This is a genomic window from Pseudomonas sp. IT-P294, assembly GCF_949767865.1.
Lineage (GTDB): Bacteria > Pseudomonadota > Gammaproteobacteria > Pseudomonadales > Pseudomonadaceae > Aquipseudomonas.
Genome location: NZ_CATKQW010000033.1, coordinates 429746 through 454432, shown reverse-complemented (window position 1 = coordinate 454432; position 24687 = coordinate 429746). Strand labels below are relative to the sequence as shown.

The 24687-nt window shown below is 59.0% G+C and carries 17 protein-coding genes; 5 read left to right on the top strand and 12 right to left on the bottom strand.

Annotated features, from left to right (window positions below; all coding sequences use genetic code 11):
• Nucleotides 1-130 precede the first annotated feature (130 nt).
• The 6 genes from ACM6I0_RS21075 to ACM6I0_RS21050 all read right to left on the bottom strand — a co-directional run bounded on the left by ACM6I0_RS21075 (nt 131) and on the right by ACM6I0_RS21050 (nt 8209).
• Nucleotides 131-655, bottom strand: coding sequence for a DUF6586 family protein (locus ACM6I0_RS21075; RefSeq protein WP_285435760.1), 525 nt, complete (start codon nt 653-655; stop codon nt 131-133).
• A 142-nt stretch (nt 656-797) separates the two neighbouring features.
• On the bottom strand, nt 798-3425 hold the full coding sequence (gene topA / locus ACM6I0_RS21070; protein WP_285435761.1) for a type I DNA topoisomerase: 2628 nt from the start codon (nt 3423-3425) through the stop codon (nt 798-800).
• 114 nt (nt 3426-3539) lie between these two features.
• Complete coding sequence (locus ACM6I0_RS21065; RefSeq protein WP_285435762.1) at nt 3540-3776, bottom strand: DUF1653 domain-containing protein; 237 nt, start codon at nt 3774-3776, stop codon at nt 3540-3542.
• 100 nt (nt 3777-3876) lie between these two features.
• Nucleotides 3877-5052 (bottom strand): acetyl-CoA C-acyltransferase FadA, encoded by a 1176-nt coding sequence (fadA, locus tag ACM6I0_RS21060; RefSeq protein ID WP_090182092.1) that lies wholly within the window; start codon nt 5050-5052, stop codon nt 3877-3879.
• A gap of 32 nt (nt 5053-5084) precedes the next feature.
• Nucleotides 5085-7232 (bottom strand): fatty acid oxidation complex subunit alpha FadB, encoded by a 2148-nt coding sequence (gene fadB / locus ACM6I0_RS21055; RefSeq protein WP_222585457.1) that lies wholly within the window; start codon nt 7230-7232, stop codon nt 5085-5087.
• 539 nt (nt 7233-7771) lie between these two features.
• Nucleotides 7772-8209, bottom strand: coding sequence for a hypothetical protein (locus tag ACM6I0_RS21050; protein ID WP_285435763.1), 438 nt, complete (start codon nt 8207-8209; stop codon nt 7772-7774).
• A gap of 104 nt (nt 8210-8313) precedes the next feature.
• On the opposite strand from ACM6I0_RS21050, the gene ACM6I0_RS21045 reads away from it, so the two are divergent.
• The gene (locus ACM6I0_RS21045; protein WP_285435764.1) at nt 8314-8751 is read left to right on the top strand and encodes a universal stress protein; all 438 of its coding nucleotides are present in this window, start codon (nt 8314-8316) and stop codon (nt 8749-8751) included.
• A gap of 99 nt (nt 8752-8850) precedes the next feature.
• On the opposite strand, the gene ACM6I0_RS21040 is transcribed toward ACM6I0_RS21045, so the two are convergent.
• Complete coding sequence (locus ACM6I0_RS21040) at nt 8851-10770, bottom strand: ATP-binding cassette domain-containing protein (protein ID WP_222585455.1); 1920 nt, start codon at nt 10768-10770, stop codon at nt 8851-8853.
• A gap of 214 nt (nt 10771-10984) precedes the next feature.
• On the opposite strand from ACM6I0_RS21040, the gene ACM6I0_RS21035 reads away from it, so the two are divergent.
• On the top strand, nt 10985-12913 hold the full coding sequence (locus ACM6I0_RS21035) for a transglycosylase SLT domain-containing protein (protein WP_285435765.1): 1929 nt from the start codon (nt 10985-10987) through the stop codon (nt 12911-12913).
• A gap of 75 nt (nt 12914-12988) precedes the next feature.
• On the opposite strand, the gene ACM6I0_RS21030 is transcribed toward ACM6I0_RS21035, so the two are convergent.
• The gene (locus tag ACM6I0_RS21030) at nt 12989-14794 is read right to left on the bottom strand and encodes an ABC transporter transmembrane domain-containing protein (RefSeq protein ID WP_414923160.1); all 1806 of its coding nucleotides are present in this window, start codon (nt 14792-14794) and stop codon (nt 12989-12991) included.
• 239 nt (nt 14795-15033) lie between these two features.
• On the opposite strand from ACM6I0_RS21030, the gene ACM6I0_RS21025 reads away from it, so the two are divergent.
• Entirely contained in the window at nt 15034-15213 is a 180-nt protein-coding gene (locus ACM6I0_RS21025; RefSeq protein WP_414923159.1) for a PA1571 family protein, read from the top strand.
• A 183-nt stretch (nt 15214-15396) separates the two neighbouring features.
• Here the strand turns inward: ACM6I0_RS21025 and pdxB are convergent, their stop codons facing one another.
• Nucleotides 15397-16539, bottom strand: coding sequence for a 4-phosphoerythronate dehydrogenase PdxB (pdxB, locus tag ACM6I0_RS21020; protein WP_414923158.1), 1143 nt, complete (start codon nt 16537-16539; stop codon nt 15397-15399).
• A 175-nt stretch (nt 16540-16714) separates the two neighbouring features.
• On the opposite strand from pdxB, the gene ACM6I0_RS21015 reads away from it, so the two are divergent.
• Nucleotides 16715-18124: an MATE family efflux transporter gene (locus tag ACM6I0_RS21015; RefSeq protein WP_285435769.1), complete on the top strand. Its 1410-nt coding sequence runs from the start codon at nt 16715-16717 to the stop codon at nt 18122-18124.
• Here ACM6I0_RS21015 and tusA read toward each other — a convergent pair.
• Complete coding sequence (tusA, locus tag ACM6I0_RS21010) at nt 18121-18372, bottom strand: sulfurtransferase TusA (protein WP_007945068.1); 252 nt, start codon at nt 18370-18372, stop codon at nt 18121-18123. The genes ACM6I0_RS21015 and tusA overlap by 4 nt on opposite strands.
• 209 nt (nt 18373-18581) lie before the next feature.
• Nucleotides 18582-19655, bottom strand: coding sequence for a 23S rRNA (cytidine(2498)-2'-O)-methyltransferase RlmM (rlmM, locus tag ACM6I0_RS21005; protein ID WP_285435770.1), 1074 nt, complete (start codon nt 19653-19655; stop codon nt 18582-18584).
• A gap of 222 nt (nt 19656-19877) precedes the next feature.
• Here rlmM and acnA point away from each other — a divergent pair, with 222 nt between their 5' ends.
• Nucleotides 19878-22619 carry an aconitate hydratase AcnA gene (acnA, locus tag ACM6I0_RS21000; protein ID WP_414923157.1) on the top strand — a complete coding sequence of 914 codons (2742 nt, stop codon included), beginning with the start codon at nt 19878-19880 and terminating at the stop codon, nt 22617-22619.
• Nucleotides 22620-22734: 115 nt separating this feature from the next.
• Here the strand turns inward: acnA and ACM6I0_RS20995 are convergent, their stop codons facing one another.
• Nucleotides 22735-24123, bottom strand: a complete 1389-nt coding sequence (locus ACM6I0_RS20995) for an FAD/NAD(P)-binding protein (protein ID WP_414923156.1) — start codon at nt 24121-24123, stop codon at nt 22735-22737.
• Nucleotides 24124-24687 lie beyond the last annotated feature (564 nt).

The following is a 24687-nucleotide window of genomic DNA, read 5'->3' as shown; positions in this document are numbered from 1 at the left end:
TTCTCCACGAAAGGCGGGGATTATATAGGCATCGGCCAGGCTTCGCTCAGTAACTTGACCAGATGTCATCGCGAAGCAGAATCTACCAGCGCTCATCCCTGAGCAGACGACCCATCGGGTCATCCTTCCCTTAACACTCGTTCAAACCTTCGCGAAACCGAATCGCCAACCCTTTCAGGTTCTGACGCCAGCTCTCCAGCTCTTCCCGGCTCAGCTCCTCTGGCGCGTCTTCATCATCCAGATTAACGGCCAGGATGAGTGGTTGCGTCACATCACCTTTAGGCTTGTGCGGAGCGCGAGGTGGTTGAAACAACGCTGCGTGAGCCGCCAGCAGTTTGGCCAGCCAGGTTTCAGGGTTTTGCGCCAACTCGACCATCTCGGCCATTTCGGGAATGGCGATGGTGTCCAGCATCTCGCGAGTCAGCAGTAACTCGGCACGAGGCGCGCTGGCCTGAGGCAGGCGATAGAAGCCGGCGATTTCATGGCACAAGCCCAGCAACGCACCGTACAGGTGGAACAACGCCGATTCACGTCCTGCCTGAATCAACGCCAGGGAGTTCATTGCCCGCCCCTCTTCGGCTTTAGCGAGCGCTTCCAGCGACAGGCCGGCGAAATAAATCTTCTGGTTGGTGCGGGTATAGAGTTCGTGGGCCATGACGGCAGTCTCCACAACGAAATAATTGCTTCACGCAGGTCAGACAGTGTCGTGGATGACCTCCGCCTCCCGCAAGTACAAAACAAAAAGGCCGCATGAAAACCCGAAGGTTTGCATGCGGCCTTTTGTGTATCGCGCCTGATTAAGCCTTGGCTGCCGGGCGCTTGTCTTCAACGGTCCACTTGCCGCCGTCGTAATACGCCTTCCAGCCAGTCGGCTTGCCGTCGACTTCAGTCTGCACGTATTGCTCTTTGGTCTTGCGGCTGTAACGGATCACGGCAGGCAGGCCGTCCGGATCCTTTTTAGGTGCTTCGCAGAGGAAATGGTACTTCGGATCGATTTCATCCTTGTGCGGCACAATTTCCATGACCAGCGGAGCACGCGTCTCGCGGTTTTTCGGGAATTGGCTGGCTGCCAGGAACAGACCCGAAGCACCGTCACGCAAGATATAGGTGTCGTTGACCTTCTCGCATTTCAGCTCAGGCATCTTCACCGGGTCCATCTTCGGCGGTGCCGCGTCACCACTTTTCAGCAGTTTGCGGGTGTTCTTGCACGTTGCATTGGTGCACCCGAAGAACTTGCCGAAACGGCCGGTCTTGAGCTGCATCTCACTGCCGCACTTGTCGCATTCCAGGCTCGGACCTTCATAGCCCTTGATGCGGTAGTTACCCTCTTCGATTTCGTAGCCGTCGCAATCAGGGTTGTTACCGCAGATGTGCAGCTTGCGCTTTTCATCCAGAAGGTACGCATCCATCGCCGTGCTGCAAATCGGGCAACGGTGTTTGCCGCGCAGGACCAGCGATTCCGATTCACCCTCGTCATCCGCAGCGATTTCATCGCCCGGCACCAGGTTGACGGTGGCCTTGCAGCGTTCCTTCGGTGGCAGGCTGTAGCCCGAGCAACCCAGGAACACACCAGTGGACGCGGTACGAATCTGCATTGGACGACCGCACAACACGCACGGAATGTCAGTCATTACCGGCTGGTTGGCGCGCATGCCGCCTTCGGCGCTTTCGGCTACTTCGAGCTTCTTCTTGAAGTCGCCATAGAACTCGTCGAGCACGTTTTTCCAGTCCCGTTCGCCTTGGGCCACGTCATCGAGGTTCTCTTCCATGCCGGCGGTGAAGCCGTAGTCCATGAGATTGGAGAAGCTCTCGGCCAGACGTTCAGTGACGATATCGCCCATCTTTTCCGAGTAGAAACGACGGTTGTGCAGCGCGACGTAGCCACGGTCCTGAATGGTCGAAATGATCGCCGCATAGGTCGAAGGACGACCGATGCCGCGTTTTTCCATTTCTTTAACCAGGCTCGCTTCCGAGTAACGCGCCGGCGGCTTGGTGAAGTGCTGGGTCGGATCAAGCTTGATCAGCTTCATCGCGTCGCCCTGGGCCATGTCCGGCAGCACATCGTCATCGCCTGGCTTGGCGATTTGCGGCATGACGCGGGTGTAACCGTCGAACTTCAGGATACGGCCCTTGGCGCGCAGCTCGAAATCACCGGCGCCGACAGTAACAGTGGTCGACAGGTATTGAGCCGGCAGCATCTGGCAAGCGAGGAACTGGCGCCAGATCAGCTCGTAGAGCCGCTCTGCGTCACGTTCCATGCCCGACAGCTTGCTTGGCTCGGTATTGGCGTCGGACGGACGAATCGCTTCGTGAGCCTCTTGTGCGCCTTCCTTGCTGCTGTAGACGTTCGGGGTTTCCGGCAGGTACTTCTTGCCGAACTCGCCTTCGATATAAGTGCGCGCCATCGTCACGGCATCGGCCGAGAGGTTGGTGGAGTCGGTACGCATATAAGTGATGTAGCCCGCTTCGTACAAACGCTGGGCCATCATCATGGTTTTCTTCACACCGAAGCCCAGGCGGTTACTCGCAGCCTGTTGCAGGGTGGACGTGATGAACGGTGCCGACGGCTTGCTGCTGGTCGGTTTGTCTTCGCGCTTGACGATGCTGTAGCTGGAAGCCTTGAGCTTCTCCAGCGCAGCCATGGCCTGGGCTTCGTTGAGCGGCTTGAAGGCCTCGCCTTTCTCGCGGGCCACATCAAAGCGCACGGTCGCGCCCTTGGCGGTGCCCAGGTCAGCGTGAACTTCCCAGTACTCTTCCGGGTTGAACGCGCGAATTTCACGCTCACGCTCAACGACCAGCTTCACCGCCACCGACTGCACACGACCGGCAGACAGGCCACGGGCAACCTTGGCCCACAGCAGCGGAGAAACCATGTAACCCACGACACGATCGAGGAAACGACGTGCTTGCTGTGCGTTTACACGATCAATGTCCAGCTCGCCCGGCTTGGAGAAGGCTTCCTGGATCGCTTTCTTGGTGATTTCGTTGAACACCACGCGCTTGTAGCGGCTGTCGTCACCACCGATGGCTTCGCGCAGGTGCCAGGCAATGGCTTCCCCCTCGCGATCCAAGTCGGTTGCGAGATAGATGGTGTCAGCATCCTTGGCGAGCCGGCGCAGCTCTTCGATGACCTTTTCCTTGCCAGGGAGGATCTCGTACTTGGCTTTCCAGCCATGATCGGGATCGACACCCATGCGCGAGACCAGCTGCTTGCGCGCTTTCTCTTTCGGCGTGAGCACCGGACCTTCACCCGCGGCGGCCTTGCCGCGCTTGGCGGCTGGCTCTTTGCTGGCGCTAGCCGAACCGCTGGTGGGCAGGTCTCGGATATGGCCGATACTCGACTTCACCACGTATTGGTTACCCAGATACTTGTTGATGGTCTTGGCCTTAGCCGGGGATTCCACAATGACCAGCGATTTGCCCATGGATCAGAAAATTCCTGAATTCTAGAAGTGAAAGGCGGTTGGCGCCTGACGCGGCACCGCTATATATAGTGGCTACAAGGTGAGGTCAAGCGCAGGGTTTTGCGCGCACTCAGCTTATGGCGTCGAAAAAAGGCTCGGTTCGGCTTGCACCAAAGCAAAGCGTGGCACCTGTTCGCCGTCAACTTCGACCGACTCCAGGAACATGCTCAAGGGACGCACCCAAAAGCCGTAATCGCCATACAGGGCTTGATAGAAGACCACTTCTTCTTCGGTTTCCGAGTGCCGCGCAATGCTGAATACGCGGTACTGCGGACCTTTGTAATGCTGGTAGAGCCCAGGTTGTATCGGCATGGCTTGGCCCTCACTCAAATCTTTTAAAAATAAAAACAAAAAATAAATTCAGAAAAACAAAAACCGGGGCACTTGGCCCCGGCTTCCGTCAACGGAACGCTTAAACGCGTTCGAAGACGGTGGAGATGCCTTGGCCGAGACCAATGCACATGGTGGCTACCCCGAAGGTGCCGCCATTTTGCTTCATCACGTTCAGCAGAGTGCCGGAGATACGAGCACCGGAGCAACCGAACGGGTGACCCAAGGCGATTGCGCCGCCGTGCAGGTTAACCTTCTCGTTCATCTTGTCGAGTACTTTCAGATCTTTCAGCACTGGCAAGGCCTGTGCGGCGAAAGCTTCATTGAGCTCGAAGAAGTCGATATCGTTAATACCAAGGCCCGCACGCTTCAAGGCTTTTTGGGTGGCCGGTACTGGACCATAGCCCATGATCGCCGGGTCCACACCTGCCACTGCCATCGAGCGGATCACCGCCATAGGCTGGATGCCCAGGTCTTGTGCACGCTGCGCCGACATCACGATCATGCACGAAGCACCGTCGGTGATCTGCGACGAAGTACCCGCTGTCACGGTGCCGCCCTTCGGGTTGAAAGCAGGCTTGAGAGCCGCCAGGCTTTCCAGGGTGGTTTCCGGACGAATGGTTTCGTCGTAGTCGAACAGTTTCAGGAAACCGTTCTCGTCGTAGCCCTGCATCGGGATGATTTCGTCTTTGAACTTGCCTTCCACAGTCGCCTTGTGAGCGAGCTGGTGGGAACGCACGCCGAAAGCATCCTGTTGTTCGCGAGTGATGCCGTGCATTTTACCCAGCATTTCAGCGGTCAGGCCCATCATGCCCGAAGCTTTTGCCGCGTACAGCGACATGTGCGGGTTCGGATCGACACCGTGCATCATGCTCACGTGGCCCATGTGCTCGACGCCACCGACCACGAACACGTCACCGTTGCCGGTCATGATCGCTTGTGCGGCAGTGTGCAGAGCGCTCATCGACGAACCACACAGACGGCTGACGGTCTGGCCGGCGGCAGTGTGCGGGATCTGAGTCATCAGCGACGCCATGCGAGCAATGTTCCAGCCCTGCTCCAGGGTCTGGTTTACGCAGCCCCAGATGACGTCTTCGACTTCATTCGGGTCGACCTTGACGTTGCGCTCCAGTAATTTGCTGATCAGGTGCGCCGACATATCTTCGGCGCGGGTGTTGCGGTGCATGCCGCCCTTGGAGCGGCCCATCGGAGTACGACCGAAGTCGACAATCACGACGTCTCTTGGATTCAAGCTCATAAAATTTCACTCTCGCTCAAAAGTTGGGACGCTTAACCGAAGAACCGTTGGCCGGTTTTGGCCATTTCACGCAGTTTTGCGGTCGGGTGGTACAGCGCGCCCAAATCAGCGTACTGGTCAGCCAGGGCAACGAACTCGGCAACACCGATCGAATCGATGTAGCGCAGCGCACCGCCACGGAATGGAGGGAAACCAATACCGTAGACCAGACCCATGTCGGCTTCGGCAGCAGTTTCGACGATGCCGTCTTCCAGGCAACGCACGGTTTCCAGGCACAGCGGGATCATCATCCAGTTGATGATGTCTTCGTCAGTGACTTCGCGCTGCTCGTAAACGATCGGCTTGAGCACTTCCAGCACCGACGGATCGGCCACCTTCTTCTGCTTGCCTTTCTTGTCGGTCTCGTAGGCGTAGAAGCCTTTGCCATTCTTCTGGCCCAGGCGCTTGGCTTCGTAGAGGACGTCCACAGCCGAGCGGCGGTCGTCTTTCATGCGGTCCGGGAAGCCTTCAGCCATCACGTCACGACCGTGGTGACCGGTGTCGATGCCGACCACGTCCATCAGGTAGGCCGGGCCCATCGGCCAGCCGAATTTTTCCATGACCTTGTCGATACGGACGAAGTCCACACCGGCGCTGACCAGTTTGGCGAAACCGCCGAAGTACGGGAACAGCACGCGGTTGACCAGGAAGCCCGGGCAGTCGTTGACGACGATCGGGTTCTTGCCCATTTTCTTGGCGTAGGCAACGGTGGTGGCAACCGCCAGCTCACTGGACTTCTCGCCACGAATCACTTCAACCAGCGGCATCATGTGCACCGGGTTGAAGAAGTGCATGCCGACGAAGTTTTCCGGACGCTTGAGGGCCTTGGCCAGCAAGGTGATGGAAATGGTCGAGGTGTTGGACGCGAGGATGGTGTCCTCTTTGACCTTGTCTTCGACTTCAGCCAGCACGGCTTGTTTGACCTTTGGATTCTCGACGACCGCTTCGACAACCAGATCCACGTGACCGAAATCACCGTAGGACAGGGTCGGACGAATGCCGTTGAGCACTTCAGCCATTTTCGCCGGGGTCATGCGACCTTTATCAACGCGGCCGACCAACAGCTTGGCGGCTTCTGCCAGACCTTGCTCGATGCCGTGCTCGTTGATGTCTTTCATCAGGATCGGAGTGCCTTTGGACGCCGACTGATAAGCGATACCACCGCCCATGATGCCAGCGCCCAATACGGCAGCCTGCTTCACGTCCTTGGCGATTTCATCATAGGCCTTGGCCTTTTTCTTCAGCTCCTGATCGTTCAGGAACAGACCGATCAAACTCTGCGCGGCAGAGGTCTTGGCCAGTTTGACGAAACCGGCCGCTTCGACTTCCAGCGCCTTGTCGCGACCGAAGTTCGCGGCTTTCTGGATGGTCTTGATCGCTTCAACCGGTGCCGGGTAGTTAGGACCCGCTTGCCCGGCAACGAAACCTTTGGCGGTTTCGAAAGCCATCATTTGTTCGATGGCATTCAGCTTGAGCTTTTCCAGCTTCGGCTGACGCTTGGCCTTGTAGTCGAACTCTCCGGAGATGGCGCGCTTGATCAGCTCAAGGGCCGCTTCCTGAAGCTTCTCAGGTGCAACCACTGCATCGACGGCGCTGACTTTCAGTGCGTCTTCAGGACGGTTTTCCTTGCCGGAGGCAATCCACTCGATGGCGTTGTCGGCACCAATCAGGCGCGGCAGGCGCACGGTGCCGCCAAAGCCAGGGTAGATGCCCAGCTTCACTTCCGGCAGACCGATCTTGGCCTTGGTCGACATGACGCGGTAGTCCGCCGCCAGGCACATTTCCAGACCGCCACCCAAGGCGATACCGTTGATAGCGGCGACAGTCGGGACGTTGAGGTCTTCGAAATCGCTGAAAATCTTGTTGGCTTCCAGATTGCCAGCAACAAGCTCGGCATCAGGCAGCTTGAAGTTCTCGACAAATTCGGTGATGTCGGCGCCGACGATGAAGACGTCCTTGCCACTGCTGACGATCACACCCTTGATCGAAGCATCTGCCTTGATGGTGTCTACGGCCTGACGCAGTTCGTTCAGGGTTAGACGGTTGAACTTGTTGACGGACTCACCCTTGAGGTCGAATTTCAATTCGACGATGCCACTTTCAAGAGCCTTAACCGTGATGGCTTTACCTTCGTAAATCATCAACTGATCTCCACGATATGGAAGCTGAACAGTACACGTCGGACGCAGGCAAATGGCTTGGCAGGACGTTTAACGTCGATGCTACGCCAATCCACCCGGCACACCCGCCAACGCGATAGTCGGGATTCTGTAGGAGCGATCTGTAATACAAACGCTCAATTCATACGCCCGTTTGATTTGGGTACGCCACCTTCACGGAATTTCCGACAATTGTCAATCGCCCAAAATACAGGTTGAAACGCGACTTTGCGGTCACTTCCGTACTGCGAAGATCTTCAACACGCAGATGCATGTGTAGCCATTCATAGAATCAATAGTTAGAAAAGTCGCCCTAATTCGCTGCAGCCTTTGTTTAACAAGCTACGCTTGCAGGAACCTGAGAAAAAAATGTCAACGCTGCTGGCGAATGCCCGGCGTAGATTCAGCGACACAAAGAATTACCGGCCTGCCTGGCCAACCCCGGCCCGATGATGATGTCGGGCTTTTTATTGCCTGTCTGTCGGAGGTTTCGCGCCATTGCAGCGCGAAATGTCCACGGGTCATGCCAGCGCTTTCAGCACCGCATCAATGTCCTGCAATACTGTCGCTTCTCCTTTTTCTCCCCAATACAGCGTAATCATTTGCTTGTCCGCCTCAATCTTGTAGACATTGGCTGGCAATTTTTCGAAATGATTGAGCAGCGCTTGATCCTCGCAGACCTCCTGCCACTGATTCACCCACACACCTGGCGACTTTTGCCAGTAGCTCCAGCACGCGGGCTGGCTGCCACGACGCGGCCGATGGTACTGGGCACACGGGCTCGGCGGCTCCTGACTCAGCCAGTGCGGCCACTCTTGCGGTGCCAGTTGCATGGACAGCCCGATGCGTCGCGCCTCCATCCGTAACGCCATTCGTCCACTCTGCCCGCGAGACGGGCGCAACCATGCAAGTGGGCTCAGTACCACCAGCAGGATTGACACCACTATCCAGACCGTCATATCTGTACTCCCGATTCTTGATGGGCGCTTTGAGTCACTTTGAAACCAATGCGCTTGAAACCAGCCATACTTACCAATATTGCAATCCTCAGGAGGAGCACCTCATGCCCTACACCCACATCCTGGTCGCTGTAGACCTAACCGAAGAGTGCGACCCTGTCATCCACCGTGCTCGCGAGCTATCGGTGAGCAGCGGTGCGAAATTATCCCTGGTACACATCGTCGAACCCATGGCCATGGCCTTTGGCGGCGACGTCCCCATGGACCTGTCACAACTGCAACAACAACAGTTTGATCAGGCCAAGGAGCGACTGGACCGGTTGATCGTGAAATACCCGGAACTCTCCAGGGAATACAGTCACCTGACCTACGGCCAGCCACGCCAGGAGATCCACCACTTGGCCAAGGAACAAACCTGCGACCTGATCGTGGTGGGCAGCCATGGTCGACACGGCCTGGCACTGCTGCTGGGCTCGACCGCCAATGACGTGCTGCACGGTGCGCCGTGCGATGTACTCGCGGTTCGCCTGATCAAGAGCTGACCGCTCCCACAGGGCGCCTACTACAGCCTGTAGATCGCAATCGATACAAAAAGCCCGGCGCTCATCACTGAGCGCCGGGCTTTTTTATCGCAGGGTCAATCAGGCATCCAGCTCAGCCCAACGCTCGACCATCACGTCCAGTTCAGCCTGCAACTGTTCCAGCTGAGCGATCACCGCGGCTGTCTCCGTGGCCGGGCGCTGATAGAAAGCCGTATCAGCCATCTGAGCTTCAACGGTTGCGATCTGCTTTTCCATGACTTCGATCTGACCCGGCAACATTTCCAGCTCACGCTGCAATTTGTAGCTGAGCTTTTTCTTCGCCACCGGCGCTTCGACCGCTGCTGCTACTGGTGCCGCTTCGGCAGTCACGACCGCGGAGGCCAGGTCGGCCTTGCCGGATTTGCTCTCGGTCACGCCCAACAGACGCGGCGAACCGCCCTGACGCAACCAGTCCTGATAACCACCGACGTATTCGCGAACCTTGCCTTCACCTTCGAAAACCAGGGTGCTGGTCACCACGTTATCGAGGAATGCCCGGTCGTGGCTGACCATCAGCACGGTGCCGTTGAAGGTCAGCAAGACCTCTTCCAGCAGTTCGAGGGTTTCCACGTCGAGGTCGTTGGTCGGTTCGTCGAGGACCAGCAGGTTGGCCGGCTTGCTGAACAGTTTCGCCAGCAGCAGGCGCGCACGCTCACCACCCGACAGCGCCTTGACCGGCGTGCGGGCACGCTGCGGGCTGAACAGGAAGTCGCCGAGGTAGCTCAGCACGTGACGGCTCTGACCGTCGATATCGATGAAGTCGCGACCTTCGGCGACGTTGTCGATCACGGTCTTTTCCAGGTCCAGCTGATGGCGCAACTGGTCGAAGTAGGCCACGTCGATGCGCGTCCCTTCTTCCACTGTGCCGCTGGTCGGTTGCAGACCGCTGAGCATCAGCTTGAGCAATGTGGTCTTGCCGGTACCGTTGGCGCCGAGCAGACCGATACGGTCGCCGCGCGTCAGGACCATCGAGAAGTCCTTGATCAGGAACGGGCCGCCCGGGTGAGCGAAGCTCACGTTCTCGAGTACCATCACCTGCTTGCCGGATTTGTCAGCGGTGTCCAACTGAATGTTGGCCTTGCCGGTGCGCTCGCGACGCTCGCTACGCTCGACGCGCAGGGCTTTCAAGGCGCGTACACGGCCTTCGTTACGGGTGCGACGCGCCTTGATACCCTGGCGGATCCAGACTTCTTCCTGGGCCAGCTTCTTGTCGAACAGCGCGTTGGCGGTCTCTTCAGCCGCCAGCGAGGCCTCTTTGTGCACGAGGAAACTGGCGTAGTCGCCGTTCCAGTCGATCAGGCCGCCGCGATCCAGTTCCAGAATGCGGGTGGCGAGGTTCTGCAGGAATGAACGGTCGTGCGTAATGAACAGCACGGCGCCCTGGAAATCCTTCAGCGCTTCTTCGAGCCAGGCAATCGCACCGATGTCCAGGTGGTTGGTCGGTTCGTCGAGCAGCAGCAGGTCCGGTTCGGAAACCAGGGCCTGAGCCAGCAGGACGCGACGACGCCAGCCGCCGGACAATTGAGCGAGGGTTTTGTCAGCCGGCAATTGCAGACGACTCAAGGTGCTGTCGACCAGTTGCTGCAGACGCCACCCATCACGGGCTTCGAGGTCGTGCTGGACATGCATCAGCTTGTCCAGGTCGGCATCGGTGACGATGTTCTGGCTCAGGTGGTGATACTGCGCGAGCAGCTCGCCAACACCGTCCAGGCCTTCGGCAACCACGTCGAACACGGTCCGCTCGTCGGCTACCGGCAATTCTTGCGGCAATTCGCCAATCTTGAGGCCTGGCGCACGCCAAACGGAGCCCTCATCGGGCTTCTGGTCGCCCTTGACGAGCTTCATCATGCTGGACTTGCCAGTGCCGTTGCGGCCGATGATGCACACCCGCTCTCCACGGGCGATCTGCCAGGACACCTTGTCCAACAACGGCATAGCGCCGAAAGCAAGGGACACATCGCTGAATTTGAGCAGGGTCATGAGCTTCTCCAAAAACCGGGCGCGTATTCTACCTGACTTGAGGCTTCAGAAGGCCGGCAATTTCACCTTCGTCTCACTCTGCATGACAATTGTTGCGAACTTGTGCCGCAAGGCCGGCAAAGCTTTCGCCCGTTGCTGGCAAAAGGCTAAGCTACAGATTATCCAGTGCGACTTACGTCAGCACTTGTCATGATTTTCTCTGCCCGGACGTCTCATGCGCAGTCGCCTTTTTAGTTTTTTATCTTGTTTGATTCTCTCTGCCGCTGCCGTTCAAACCGCCCAGGCGGTGGACCTGTCTACCCAACGTCAATATTACGATGAGGCCAAGCGTGCCCTGGCCAAGGGCGATACAGGCCCTTATTTCCGTTACAGCCAGGCCCTCAGCGATTATCCGCTGGAGCCGTACCTGGCTTACGATGAACTGACCGCTCGGCTGAAAACCGCCAGCAATGCCGAGATCGAAAAATTCCTTGCCGAACACGGTGACCTGCCGCAAGCCAACTGGATGAAACTGCGCTGGTTGCGCTGGCTGGCCGAGCGCGGTGACTGGGCGACCTTCGTCAAGTATTACGATCCCAAGCTCAATTTCACGGAGCTGGACTGCCTGAACGCGCAGTATCAGATCGGTCACAACCAGAAAACCGAAGGCTACGCCAACGCGAATAAACTCTGGCTGACCGGCAAATCCCAACCTGCCGCGTGCGATGCACTGTTCGGGCAATGGGCCGCCGAAGGCCAACTGACCGAACAGAAACGCTGGGAGCGCACCAAACTCGCCGCCCAGGCACGCAACTATCCGCTGGCCAACAGCCTGATCAGCGGACTGACCACCCTGGCCCCTCGAGGACGCTTGCTGGTTGATGTCGCGCAAAAACCCGAGCTGCTCAACCAGCCTTCGCGCTTCACCCCGGCCGATGAGCCGATGTCCGACGTGGTCAGCCTCGGCTTGCGCCGCCTGGCTCGCGAGGATCCCGACAAGGCCATGAACTTGCTGGATGGCTATGCCAGCAGCATGCATTTCTCCCGTGATGAGAAAGTGGCCATCGCCCGTGAAATCGGCTTGACCCTCGCCCGCCGCTTCGACCCTCGCGCGCTGGACGTCATGACCAAATATGACCCCGAGCTGCGCGACAACACTGTGTCGGAATGGCGCCTGCGCCTATTGCTGCGTCTGGCCCGCTGGGACGATGCCTATCAGTTGACCCGCCGCCTGCCGCAGGATCTGGCGACCACCAATCGCTGGCGCTACTGGCAGGCTCGCAGCCTTGAACTGGCGCAGCCGCAGAACCCGGAAGCGCAAACGCTCTACAAGAATCTCGCCCGTGAGCGCGATTTCTACGGCTTCCTCGCCGCCGACCGTTCGCAGTCTCCCTATTCGCTGGCGAACAAGCCGTTGGTGCTGAGCCAGGCGTTAATGAACAAGGTACGCAACACGCCGGGCATTCGTCGCGCCCTGGAGTTCCACGCTCGCGGGCAGATCGTCGATGGACGCCGTGAGTGGTACCACGTCAGCCGACACTTCAATCGGGATGAAATGGTCGCCCAGGCAAAACTGGCCTACGACCTGAAATGGTATTTCCCGGCGATCCGCACCATCAGTCAGGCGCAATACTGGGACGATCTGGACATCCGCTTCCCGATGGCCCACCGCGAAACCATGGTGCGTGAAGCCAAGGTCCGTGGCCTGCATTCGAGCTGGGTGTTTGCCATCACTCGTCAGGAAAGCGCCTTCATGGACGACGCCCGCTCCGGCGTCGGCGCCAGCGGCCTGATGCAGCTGATGCCGGGCACTGCCAAGGAAACCGCACGTAAATTCAGCATCCCCTTGGCTTCGCCGCAACAAGTGCTCGACCCGGACAAAAACATCCAGCTCGGCGCCGCCTACCTGAGCCAGGTTCACAGTCAGTTCAACGGCAACCGCGTCCTCGCCTCCGCCGCCTACAACGCCGGCCCTGGCCGTGTTCGCCAGTGGTTGCGCGGCGCCGATCACCTGAGCTTCGACGTGTGGGTGGAGAGCATCCCGTTCGACGAAACCCGCCAGTACGTGCAAAACGTACTGTCGTACTCAGTGATCTACGGCCAGAAACTCAACTCGCCACAACCACTGGTTGATTGGCATGAACGGTATTTTGACGATCAGTGAGGAGGGTTTGACCTCCTGAACAAAAATGCCCGCATCGATTGATGCGGGCATTTTTTTTGCGATCTGCTTGGCCGGTTACTCTGTTACCGGGTCAGTCAGAGCGGTGTACCCATCACTGAACTGCAACGCCGCCAGCCGCGCATACAGCGCATTGCTCGCAATCAGCTCCTGATGCGTTCCCACCGCCACCAGTTTTCCTTGATCCATCACCGCGATCCGGTCGGCGTTTTTCACCGTAGCCAAACGATGGGCGATGACCAGTGTGGTGCGGTTCTTCATCAGGCTCGGCAGGGCTTGCTGGATCAGGTGCTCGCTCTGCGCGTCGAGGGCGCTGGTGGCTTCGTCCAGCAGCAGGATCGGTGCATCCACCAGCAGCGCCCGAGCGATGGCCAGACGTTGACGCTGACCGCCGGACAATCCGAGACCGCCGTCACCCAAGTGAGTCTGGTAACCATTGGGCATTTGCTCGATGAACTCATGGGCGTAGGCGATTTTTGCGGCCTCCTGGACCTGGGCCAAAGTCGCCGTCGGATTGCCGTAGCGGATGTTCTCTTCGATGCTGCCAAAGAACAGTGCCGGGGTTTGCGAGACCAGGGCGAAACAGCGGCGCAGGTCGAGGGGATCGAGCTGGGTCAGCGGCACGCCATCCAAAAGAATCTGCCCTGAGGCCGGATCGTAGAAACGCAGCAGCAGGTCATACACCGTTGACTTGCCGGCACCGGACGGACCGACCAACGCGAGGGTTTCCCCGGCATTGATGGTCAGGCTCAAGCCATCGACGGCATAACTCTCCGGGCGTGAAGGATAGGAAAAACGCACGTCTTGCAGCGCCAGATTGCCTTTTACCCGATCAGGCAGGGTCACCAGGCCAGTGGTTGGGGGCTGGATGATGTTTTCCGAACGCAGCAACTCGGCAATACGTTCCGCCGCCCCTGCCGCACGCTGCAGTTCGCCGATCACTTCGCTCAACGTGCCGAAGGCGCTGCCGACAATCAGGCTGTAGAAGACAAATGCCGCCAGTTCACCCGCCGAGATGCGCCCGGCGATCACGTCCATGCCGCCGACCCAGAGCATCACGCCGACGGCGCCCAGCACCAGCACGATCACCAGGGTAATCAGCCAGGCCCTCTGGAAGATGCGCTTGCGAGCGGTGTTGAACGCTTCTTCAACGGTCACGGCAAAACGTTGCTCGTCCTGGACCTGGTGGTTGTAGGCTTGCACGGTTTTGATCTGACCAAGGGTTTCGGAAACATAGCTGCCAATGTCGGCAATCCGGTCCTGACTGAGGCGCGACAAGCTGCGCACTCGGCGGCCGAAGATCAGGATCGGCGCAATCACCAGGGGCAGCGCCACCACCACAATGCTGGTGAGTTTGGGGTTGGTGATGAACAGCAAGACGATCCCGCCGATCACCATCAGCAAATTGCGCAGAAACAGCGACAACGAAGAACCGATCACCGATTGCAGCAACGTCGTGTCGGCGGTCAGGCGCGACTGAATTTCGGAGCTGCGATTGTCTTCGTAGAAACCCGGATGCAGATAAACCAGGTGATTGAACACTTGCCGGCGGATGTCCGCGACAACGCGCTCGCCGATCCAGGACACCAGATAAAAGCGCGCAAAGGTGCCGATTGCCAGCCCCACCACCAACACCATGAACAGGCCGATGGATTGGTTGAGCAGGTGTGGCGATTGAGTCATGAACCCCTGATCCACCAACAGCCGAATCCCCTGCCCCATGGACAAGGTGATGCCGGCGGTGACGATCAACGCGAGCAAAGCGCCGAAGGCTTGCCAGCGATAGGGCGCAAGAAATCGCAGGGTAAGGCGGATCGCACGGCGGTGACGGGCAGAGAGCATCGAGGTTTTCCAGGTACGCATTGGATGGGCTCAGCCTACACCGCTCAACGTGGGCTGAAACGTTGTAAATCACAATGAGTCACTTTAATTATGACCGCAGAGACTAGGCGCTAGACGCTATCGGTCTAAAGTGCGGGTGGCAACGTTCGGGAATTTCTGGTGGAGTGGGGTTGCCGATCTGGAAAGACCGTAGGGAGTTGTCATAGCCCGGTCACCTGGCGGTTTTAAAGTAGGCGCACAATCTGAAGAGGAGACAGGCCATGTCCTTGCAACACAGCAGCGATGACAAGATTCAAGTGATCCGCACACAGCCCGACCAGTCTCTGGGTTGCTCGATTATTGATAAGGATGGGCGCGAAGTACCGATCACTGAAAACATGATCCAGCAAGCCTGCAGCGAACTGGAAAAGCGATTGGTCAAGCCTGCCGAACAAAAGTGATATAGCCACCGTCTTCTTGACCCGGCCCTGATGGCCGGGTTTTTTATGGGTGCTTTTCTGGAAATCGTGGCGCGTCCATCGCGGGCAAGCCACGCTCCCACACATTTAGGGCGTTAGCCAATTAGCTGAACGACGCAAAACCTGTGGGAGCGTGGCTTGCCCGCGATAGGGCCGACTCGGTTCCTAGACCGCGGTCGCACCCAAAGCCGACACAATCTTCAGCAACTCAGGCGAATCCCCATCGATCCGTACCTTGAGCCCATCGATCTCGCGTCGCTGCGGGTAATGCTTGCGCAACGCATCAAACGCCGCACGCTGCTCACTCACATTGCCGACAAGGCTACGACGAAAATCCGCATCGTCGCGACGCGGGTCGTACACACCGCGGCACAGCATCGCCAACGCCCAGGCCGGATCGCTTTCGGCGCTCAGGGTAACCTGCGACAACCACGGTGCCGGCAGCAAATCGCTCAAGCTGACCTGCGGCGCTTGCCCGATAAATTCGCAATACGCCTGGTAGATCTGCGCCGTCCCGCGCTGTTTGCCGTCAAGGCTGTAACCGGCAATGTGCGGTGTCGCCAACACGCAGAGCTCGGCCAGCGCCACGTCGACTTCAGGTTCGCCTTCCCAAACGTCGAGCACCGCTTGCAGGTCTTCACGCTGCATCAACACCTGGCGCAGGGCGGCGTTGTCCACCACCGGGCCTCGACTGGCGTTGATCAACCAGGCGCCGTGCTTGAGCTGGTTCAAGCGGTTTCGCTCGAACAGATGCCAGGTCGACTGGGCGCCGTGTTTCTTCAAAGGGGTGTGCAGGCTGATGACGTCGCACTGTTCAATGATCTGTTCGAGACTGACGTAATCGCCGCCTTCAGCGGCTTGCCTTGGCGGATCGCACACCAGCACGTTCCAGCCCAGGCCACGCAGAACCTTGACCAGGCGGCCACCGACTTCACCGGCACCGATCACGCCGTAAGTGCGTTGGTTCAGGTCGACGCCCTCGATCTCGGCAAGGGTCAACAGACTGCCGAGCACGTAGTCGACCACGCCCCGGGCATTGCAGCCGGGGGCGCTGGACCAGGTGATGCCGGCCTGCTGAAAGTAGTCCAGGTCCAGGTGGTCGGTGCCAATGGTGCAGGTGCCGACAAAACGCACCTTGCTGCCTTCGAGCAGCGCGCGGTTGACGTTGGTCACCGAACGCACCAGCAGCACATCGGCCTGCTCGACAGTGGCGCGGTCGATGGAGCGCCCCGGCACCCGGCGGATTTCACCGAAACGTTCGAAGAAGGCATCGAGCAGCGGGATATTTTCGTCGGCAACAATCAGCATGGCAGGCTCCTTTGGGGGATCGGCAGTTTAGGCGTAGATGAAGGTGATGGGCCACCCGGGATGCATAAAGATCCGCAAACCGCTTACAAATCCCTAACACAGGACTTTTCCTGACCGCTGCGTCAACGCGTAGAATGCGCCGCCTCGCGCCTCAAAATCTTTGGACGTTTCGCCCTTGAATTCCGTGACCGACCGCCCCGCCGCTACTTCCCTAACCCGCCCGGCCCGGGTTCGCCTGGAGCTCAAAACCCTGCTTGCGCTCGCGCTGCCGATCATGATCGCGCAGCTGGCAACCACCGCCATGGGCTTCGTCGATGCGGTGATGGCCGGTCGGGTCGGACCGCGCGACCTGGCGGCGGTGGCGCTCGGCAACTCGATCTGGGTGCCGGTGTTCCTGTTGATGACCGGCACCCTGCTGGCCACCACCCCGAAAGTCGCCCAGCGTTTCGGCGCTGGTACCCACAGCGAGATCGGTCCGATCGTGCGTCAGGCGCTGTGGCTGGCATTGGTCGTGGGCCTGATCGCGACGGCCATGCTGTTCAGCGCCGAACCGATCCTGCACAAAATGAAGGTCGATCCCGAGCTGATCGGCCCGTGCATGCAGTACCTGCACGGCATCGCCAGCGGCCTGCCCGCCGTTGCCATCTACCATGTGTTGCGCTGCTTCAGTGACGGCCTGGGCCGCACACGCCCGGCGATGGTCCTTGGCCTGTGCGGCCTGGCGCTGAACATTCCGTTGAACTACGTCTTCATCTACGGCCACTTCGGTGTGCCCGCCATGGGCGGTGTCGGCTGTGGCTGGGCCACGGCGATCGTGATGTGGGTGATGGCGCTGGGGATGGCCGGCTGGGAGCGCTGGGCACCGGCTTACCAGTCGAGTCAGTTGTTCAGCCGTTTCGACTGGCCACAATGGTCGGTGATCAAACGCCTGCTGGGCATCGGCCTGCCCATCGGCATTGCGGTGTTCGCCGAGTCGAGCATTTTCGCGGTGATCGCCCTGCTGATTGGCAGCCTCGGCGCCACAGTGGTTGCCGGACATCAGATCGCGCTGAACTTCAGCTCGCTGGTGTTCATGATCCCCTACTCCCTGGGCATGGCGGTGACGGTTCGGGTCGGCCAGGCGCTCGGGCGCCAGGAACCGCGAGAGGCTCGCTTCGCTGCCGGGGTCGGCATGGGCACGGCGCTGGCTTACGCCTGTATTTCGGCGAGCATGATGCTGTTGCTGCGCGAACACATCGCAACGATCTATACGGCTGATCCTACGGTGATTCGCGTGGCGTCGATGCTGATTGTGTATTCGGCGCTGTTCCAGTTTTCCGATGCGATCCAGGTGACCGCGGCCGGCGCGTTGCGCGGTTATCAGGACACGCGGGTGACGATGATCCTGACGCTGTTCGCCTATTGGGGGATCGGTTTGCCGGTGGGTTACGCGTTGGGGCTGACCGACTGGTTTGGCACGCCGAGCGGCCCAAGCGGGCTGTGGCAGGGTTTGATCGTGGGCTTGAGCTGCGCGGCGCTGATGCTGTCGATCCGTCTCACGCGCAGTGCACGCAAACGGATCCGCATCAGCCAATCGGCGGGTTAAGCGAGTTTCTTGCGGATCCAGTACAGGTAGGTGCCAGCCTCTTCGTGCTGCGCGACCAGTTCGTGATCGAGAAACACGCAGAATTTGGGAATGTCGCGACGGGTCGAGGGATCGGTCGCGATCACCTTGAGCAGGCCGCCAGGCACCAGGTCACGGATGTGCTGGTGCAGCATCATCACCGGTTCCGGGCAGTTCAGGCCGGTGGCGTCGAGGGTGCCGTCTACCGGCGTATCAAGCATTTCACTCATGATTAACTCCTGAAACTGGCCGGCATTGTCGCGCATTGCCGGGTGTTCGGTCATCTATTGCGTTACGCGTTGATCGTTCCCACGCTCCGCGTGGGAATGCCGCCGGGGACGCTCTGCGTTCCGCCTTTGGATGTGACGCAGAGCGTCACGGGATGCATTCCCACGCGGACGGTTCGACGCCTCGACGTGGGAACGATCAGTGCACAACTTCAGCGGGATTTTGGTTTCTTTGTGTCAAGCCGACGCAGGTGGCAGGTCACTTCTTCGCGGTCGTGATAGAGCTGCTTGCAGCCAATCTCGACCCGAATGCCACGGGCCTTGAAGCCCTCGGCAATCCGCTCCAGCAAACGCTTCACTTCGGCGTAACGCTGTTTCATTGGCAACTTGAGATTGACCACCGCTTCGCGGCAATGCCCCTCGCCAATCCACTCTTCGAGCATCGCAGCGTTACGCGCCGGTTTCTCGACGATGTCGCAGACCATCCAGTCCACCGGCTGCTTGGGCTTGAAGGTGAAACCGTCGGCCATCAAGTGTTGCACCAGGCCGGTGTCCATAAGGCTTTCGGCCATCGGTCCGTTGTCGATGGCGGTTACCAGCATGCCACGATTGACCAGTTGCCAGGTCCAGCCACCGGGTGCGGCGCCGAGGTCGACGCCGGTCATGTCGCTGTGCAAGCGCTCATCCCACTGGTCGCGGGGGATGAAGTGGTGCCAGGCCTCCTCCAGTTTCAGCGTCGAACGGCTCGGCGCTTCACGCGGAAACTTCAGGCGTGGAATGCCCATCGGCCACATCGCCGAGTTGTTCGACTCGGCCAGCCCCATGAATACTTCGCGACCACTTTTGAACGTCAGCAGCAGACGCGGCTTGTGGGCGTCTTCGACCAACTTGCCCGCCGCCATCAGCGCCTTGCGCAGGTGACCTTCGAATTTTTTGCAGAAGTTCGAAAGCTCTTTGCCATCATTGGTGTCGACCATTTCCAGCCACAGGCTGCCGCACAGCGGGAAGTCGGCCATGTGCGCAAGGATCACGCTGATGCGGTCGGTTTCCGGCAGGTCGATGAAGATCCCGCGAGCCCATTGGCGCGGAAAAATCAGCTCGGCGAAACGCTGGCCGCGCATCAAGCGCTCGGCGCCGTCTTCTTCGGTGCAGATGAACTCGGCGCAGGCGCTGGCGGCCTTGGCCTTGGCATAACCGGCCACGTTCAGCCGCGCGGCGTGTTCGGATATCTCGGAACAGACTTCGCCTTCGAAGCCCGGCCGGCAATGCATAAAGAGGGTGTTCATTCTTACTCCTGGGCAGATGGCGAGAAATTCAGCCACTGCGCGATGCCCAGACTTGCGGTGAAGCAAAGCCTGTCACGAAAACCGGCGCATGATAGCCGAGATCGGAACCTTGGACTTATCCATAGAGTCCAGTTATTAGCTTTAACGCTCAAACAGGGCTAGGTTGAATGCTCTGTCCGTCCCCTCAGTCCGTAGCCGTGCGGACTCAAAGGAGTGATCGCAATGCCGTCCCTCGATAGCCTTAAATCCCTTAAAACCCTGCAAGTCGACGACAAGACCTACCATTATTTCAGTCTGCCCGACGCTGCCAAGAGCCTCGGTGATCTCGACAAATTACCGATGTCGTTGAAAGTGCTGTTGGAAAACCTGCTGCGCTGGGAGGACGAAAAAACCGTCACCGGCGCCGACCTGCGAGCGATTGCCGCCTGGCTCAAGGAGCGACGCTCCGATCGCGAAATCCAGTACCGCCCCGCGCGGGTATTGATGCAAGACTTTACCGGCGTGCCCGCCGTGGTCGACCTGGCCGCCATGCGCGCTGCCATGGCCAAGGCCGGCGGCGATCCGCAGCGGATCAACCCGTTGTCGCCAGTGGACCTGGTGATCGACCACTCGGTGATGGTCGACAAGTTCGCCAGCGCCAGCGCCTTCGAGCAGAACGTCGACATCGAAATGCAGCGCAACGGCGAGCGTTACGCCTTCCTGCGCTGGGGCCAGAGCGCCTTCGACAACTTCAGCGTGGTGCCGCCGGGCACCGGCATTTGCCACCAGGTGAACCTTGAATACCTGGGCCGCACCGTCTGGACCAAGGATGAGGGCGGCCGCACCTATGCCTTCCCCGACACCCTGGTCGGCACCGATTCCCACACCACCATGATCAACGGCCTCGGCGTGCTCGGCTGGGGCGTCGGCGGGATTGAAGCGGAAGCGGCGATGCTAGGGCAACCGGTGTCGATGCTGATTCCGGAAGTGATCGGCTTCAAACTCACCGGCAAGCTCAAGGAAGGCATCACCGCCACCGACCTGGTGCTGACCGTCACGCAGATGCTGCGCAAGAAAGGCGTGGTCGGCAAGTTCGTCGAGTTCTACGGCGATGGCCTCGCCGACCTGCCGCTGGCCGACCGCGCGACCATCGCCAACATGGCTCCGGAATACGGCGCCACCTGCGGCTTCTTCCCGGTGGACGACATCACCCTCGAATACTTGCGCCTGTCGGGTCGCCCGCTGGAAACCGTGAAACTGGTCGAGGCCTACAGCAAAGCCCAGGGCCTGTGGCGTTTGCCGGGCCAGGAACCGGTGTTCACCGACACCCTGGCGCTGGACATGGCCAGCGTCGAAGCCAGTCTCGCCGGGCCAAAACGCCCGCAAGACCGCGTCTCGCTGCCGAATGTCGCGCAAGCGTTCAGTGATTTCATCGACCTGCAATTCAAACCCACCAGCAAGGAAGTCGGTCGCCTCGAAAGTGAAGGCGGCGGTGGCGTTGCGGTGGGCAACGCCGATCTGGCCGGTGAAGCCGACTACGAATACGACGGCCAGGTCTACCGGTTGAAAAACGGCGCGGTGGTGATCGCGGCGATCACCTCGTGCACCAACACCTCCAACCCGAGCGTGATGATGGCCGCAGGCCTTGTGGCCAAGAAAGCTGTGGAGAAAGGCCTCAAGCGCAAACCGTGGGTCAAGAGTTCGCTGGCCCCTGGCTCCAAAGTGGTCACCGACTACTACAAGGCTGCAGGCCTGACTCAGTACCTGGATGAGCTGGGTTTTGCCCTGGTCGGCTACGGCTGCACCACCTGCATCGGCAACTCCGGGCCGTTGCCGGAGCCGATTGAAAAAGCCATTCAGGCTGCCGACCTGACCGTCGCCTCGGTGCTGTCGGGCAATCGTAACTTCGAAGGGCGCGTGCACCCGCTGGTGAAAACCAACTGGCTGGCCTCCCCTCCGCTGGTCGTTGCCTACGCTCTGGCGGGCACAGTACGCATCGACATCAGCAGCGAGCCTTTGGGCACCGACAAGGATGGCAACCTGGTTTACCTGCGGGACATCTGGCCGAGCACCAAGGAAATCGCCGATGCGGTGAATCAGGTCAACACCGCCATGTTCCACAAGGAATACGCTGAAGTGTTTGCCGGTGACGAGCAGTGGCAGGCCATTGAAGTGCCGCAAGCGGCGACTTATGTCTGGCAGGACGATTCAACCTACATCCAGCACCCACCGTTCTTCGATGACATCGGCGGGCCACCGCCGGCGGTCAAGGATGTCGCTGCGGCGAGGATTCTCGCGCTGCTCGGCGATTCGGTGACCACCGACCACATCTCGCCCGCCGGCAACATCAAGGCTGACAGTCCCGCCGGCCATTACCTGCGCGAAAAAGGCGTGGAGCCGCGGGACTTCAACTCCTACGGCTCGCGTCGCGGCAACCATGAAGTGATGATGCGCGGCACCTTCGCCAACATCCGTATACGCAACGAAATGCTCGGCGGTGAAGAAGGCGGAAACACGATCTACATCCCCACCGGAGAACGGATGCCGATTTACGACGCCGCCATGCGCTATCAAGCGTCGGGCACGCCGCTGGTGGTGATTGCCGGTCAGGAATACGGCACGGGTTCAAGCCGCGACTGGGCGGCCAAGGGCACCAATCTGCTGGGTGTGAAAGCGGTCATTGCCGAAAGCTTCGAGCGCATCCACCGTTCCAACCTGGTGGGCATGGGCGTGCTGCCGTTGCAGTTCAAGCTGGATCAGAACCGCAAGAGCCTGAACCTCACCGGTAAGGAAACCCTGGATATCCTCGGTTTGACCGGCGTCGAGCTGACGCCGCGAATGAACCTGACCCTGGTGATCACCCGCGAAGATGGCCAGCGCGAGAAAGTCGAGGTGTTGTGCCGGATCGACACGCTCAATGAAGTGGAGTACTTCAAGTCGGGGGGGATTTTGCATTATGTATTGCGACAGTTGATTGCGTCGTGATCCACCGCTGACAAAAACACCGCCTTCGGGCGGTGTTTTTGTTGGTGGCAATCCAGTCAACTCGCTGCCTGACGGGATTTTCAACGCCGGACGAAGTTTCAGACAAGCCTCTTGGTCAGGACTGGGTTGCCAGTCTCCGGCCAAGCTGTTGTGCATGGATGCGAAGTTCTGGAACTGCAATTGCCTCCCAAAAACTCGCCTTGAGCATCGGACCGATGTAATGCAGTCCTTGCAACGAATCACCCTGCGCAGTAATGAGCTGATAGTGCTCATCCACCTCAAGCCCGATTTTTTGCTTATCCTGTTTGATCAGGCCATCACATAGCAACTGATTGAGAATAGGCTGATCCACAGCAGTGATGTCATAGCTGGGGCCGGTTCCATTGATCAGAGCGCCGACCTGGATACTACTCAACCCTTTGAGACCTCTGAGCGCTACCTCGATCTGCACACCTGAACAGGCATGCTCTACCCTCGTTACCTTGCCGGCCAGTCGAACAACCTGCCCCGATTCAATCAGTTGCCTGATGCGGCGTTCGGAAGCGGGTGCCAGGCGGTGGCGGTGGATATCCCAATACGGCAGGACCCTTTGCAGGAATTTCCGCCGCTGCGAGTCTGAAAAGCTTTTCCATATCGTAGCGGTGTGAGGGCGAAGCTCATTGAGCATGTCCCGCCAGTTGCCTCCGTGCGCCTCACGAGCCTTTGCTTCCTCCCGCGCAGCACGGGTATACGCGCGTATGGTCACGGGAATGGACGCTAGCCAGGACGGGAATCCGCTAGTCCGCGGCGGCTGGGGATTGAAGCGATGACCAAAAGGCAAAAGACCCCGCCGCGAAATCATATAGACCTTGCGGTCCGGGTTACAGCTGGTCAGCCTGAACACCGCATCGATAGCGGTATGGCCCATACCGAGGACCGCTACTGGAGCATTTCGGTCAAGGGCGTCGATAGCGGCGAAGTCCAAGGCATTGACGACCTGACTGCTCACTGTGAGCTGGATTCCTGCTGGCAGTTTTGGTGCAAAGTGACCTAGCGCCAATACAACCTTGTCAGCCATTACATCTTCTGCGCCTTCCAGTTGAAGCCTGTAAGACTTGCAGTCAGTTGACCGCTGCACAGCATTCACTTGCGCATTCACAATTGAAATGACACCCGGGTACTGGTCCATGGCGTCCTTTAACTTCTGCTCCAGATACTCCCCATACAACCGACGCGAAATAAATGACTTGGTGTTGAACGCTGGATCCAGTTCCTCACAAAACGCGACGAAGTCGTTGGGCTCATCTGCGAGAGCACTCATATTGCCTGCGGGAACATTGAGCAGCAGATTATCGTCATCGTATCGATAGGCAAGACCACGACAAGTCTGCCTGGTTTTCTCGATGAGCAGAATACGCAGCCCCTCTGCCGAGTTGGCCTTGAGCGTGTTGATTGCTGTGAGGGTCCCACTGAATCCAGCGCCGATAATCGCGATGCAGCGTGCAGGAGGGGGAAAAGCGGTCATAAGTATTGGGACATCCAAGTGGGCGAAACCAGCAGAGGGGACCGCCAGCGTGCGGGCTTCCTCAATCATCCTGACGTAAAGCTGTCACGTGGAAGCTTTCCGAAGAAACCATGTCGCAGATTGTGATTTAATACAAAAAATAATCAAGCCAAATGATCAAGACAGTGTTTTTTCATATAAACCAGCATAAATTGCGTATTGCGACAAAAGGAGCTGTCCGTGTTAAACCCTGATTTTCTTGGATTGGACGCGCCATTGGTTTGGGATACGCAGCTGGCGTTTCTCCACCTGAGCCAACGTAATCAAGCCGATACCAAGCGCACAGCCGAACGGCGACTTCACGAACTGGGACTGCTTCCTCCCGAGCTGACCGCACAAAACCTGAATGATGAGACAGGACGACAGCCGACACCCCTGGTCCTCGCTTCGGACATGGAAAGGGCACGCACCAAACGTAAACTGGTGCTGTTCGCCCAGTTGCACCGCCCCTCTGACGGTGCTGATTTTTTGCACGCCAACGACGCCCGGGGCGCTCGCTACTGGGTGCCACTTGGCACTCATCCC

Excerpts from the sequence above, each read along its gene's own strand:
- ACM6I0_RS21065 (WP_285435762.1), bottom strand. The coding sequence starts at position 3,776 with ATGCCGATACAACCTGGGCTCTACCAGCATTACAAAGGTCCGCAGTAC.
- rlmM (WP_285435770.1), bottom strand. The coding sequence starts at position 19,655 with ATGAACACCCTCTTTATGCATTGCCGGCCGGGCTTCGAAGGCGAAGTC.
- topA (WP_285435761.1), bottom strand. The coding sequence starts at position 3,425 with ATGGGCAAATCGCTGGTCATTGTGGAATCCCCGGCTAAGGCCAAGACC.
- ACM6I0_RS21075 (WP_285435760.1), bottom strand. The coding sequence starts at position 655 with ATGGCCCACGAACTCTATACCCGCACCAACCAGAAGATTTATTTCGCC.
- tusA (WP_007945068.1), bottom strand. The coding sequence starts at position 18,372 with ATGAGTGAAATGCTTGATACGCCGGTAGACGGCACCCTCGACGCCACC.
- ACM6I0_RS21025 (WP_414923159.1), top strand. The coding sequence starts at position 15,034 with ATGTCCTTGCAACACAGCAGCGATGACAAGATTCAAGTGATCCGCACA.
- ACM6I0_RS21030 (WP_414923160.1), bottom strand. The coding sequence starts at position 14,794 with ATGCGTACCTGGAAAACCTCGATGCTCTCTGCCCGTCACCGCCGTGCG.
- acnA (WP_414923157.1), top strand. The coding sequence starts at position 19,878 with ATGCCGTCCCTCGATAGCCTTAAATCCCTTAAAACCCTGCAAGTCGAC.
- ACM6I0_RS21035 (WP_285435765.1), top strand. The coding sequence starts at position 10,985 with ATGCGCAGTCGCCTTTTTAGTTTTTTATCTTGTTTGATTCTCTCTGCC.
- fadB (WP_222585457.1), bottom strand. The coding sequence starts at position 7,232 with ATGATTTACGAAGGTAAAGCCATCACGGTTAAGGCTCTTGAAAGTGGC.
- fadA (WP_090182092.1), bottom strand. The coding sequence starts at position 5,052 with ATGAGCTTGAATCCAAGAGACGTCGTGATTGTCGACTTCGGTCGTACT.
- ACM6I0_RS21040 (WP_222585455.1), bottom strand. The coding sequence starts at position 10,770 with ATGACCCTGCTCAAATTCAGCGATGTGTCCCTTGCTTTCGGCGCTATG.
- pdxB (WP_414923158.1), bottom strand. The coding sequence starts at position 16,539 with ATGCTGATTGTTGCCGACGAAAATATCCCGCTGCTCGATGCCTTCTTC.
- ACM6I0_RS20995 (WP_414923156.1), bottom strand. The coding sequence starts at position 24,123 with ATGACCGCTTTTCCCCCTCCTGCACGCTGCATCGCGATTATCGGCGCT.
- ACM6I0_RS21050 (WP_285435763.1), bottom strand. The coding sequence starts at position 8,209 with ATGACGGTCTGGATAGTGGTGTCAATCCTGCTGGTGGTACTGAGCCCA.
- ACM6I0_RS21045 (WP_285435764.1), top strand. The coding sequence starts at position 8,314 with ATGCCCTACACCCACATCCTGGTCGCTGTAGACCTAACCGAAGAGTGC.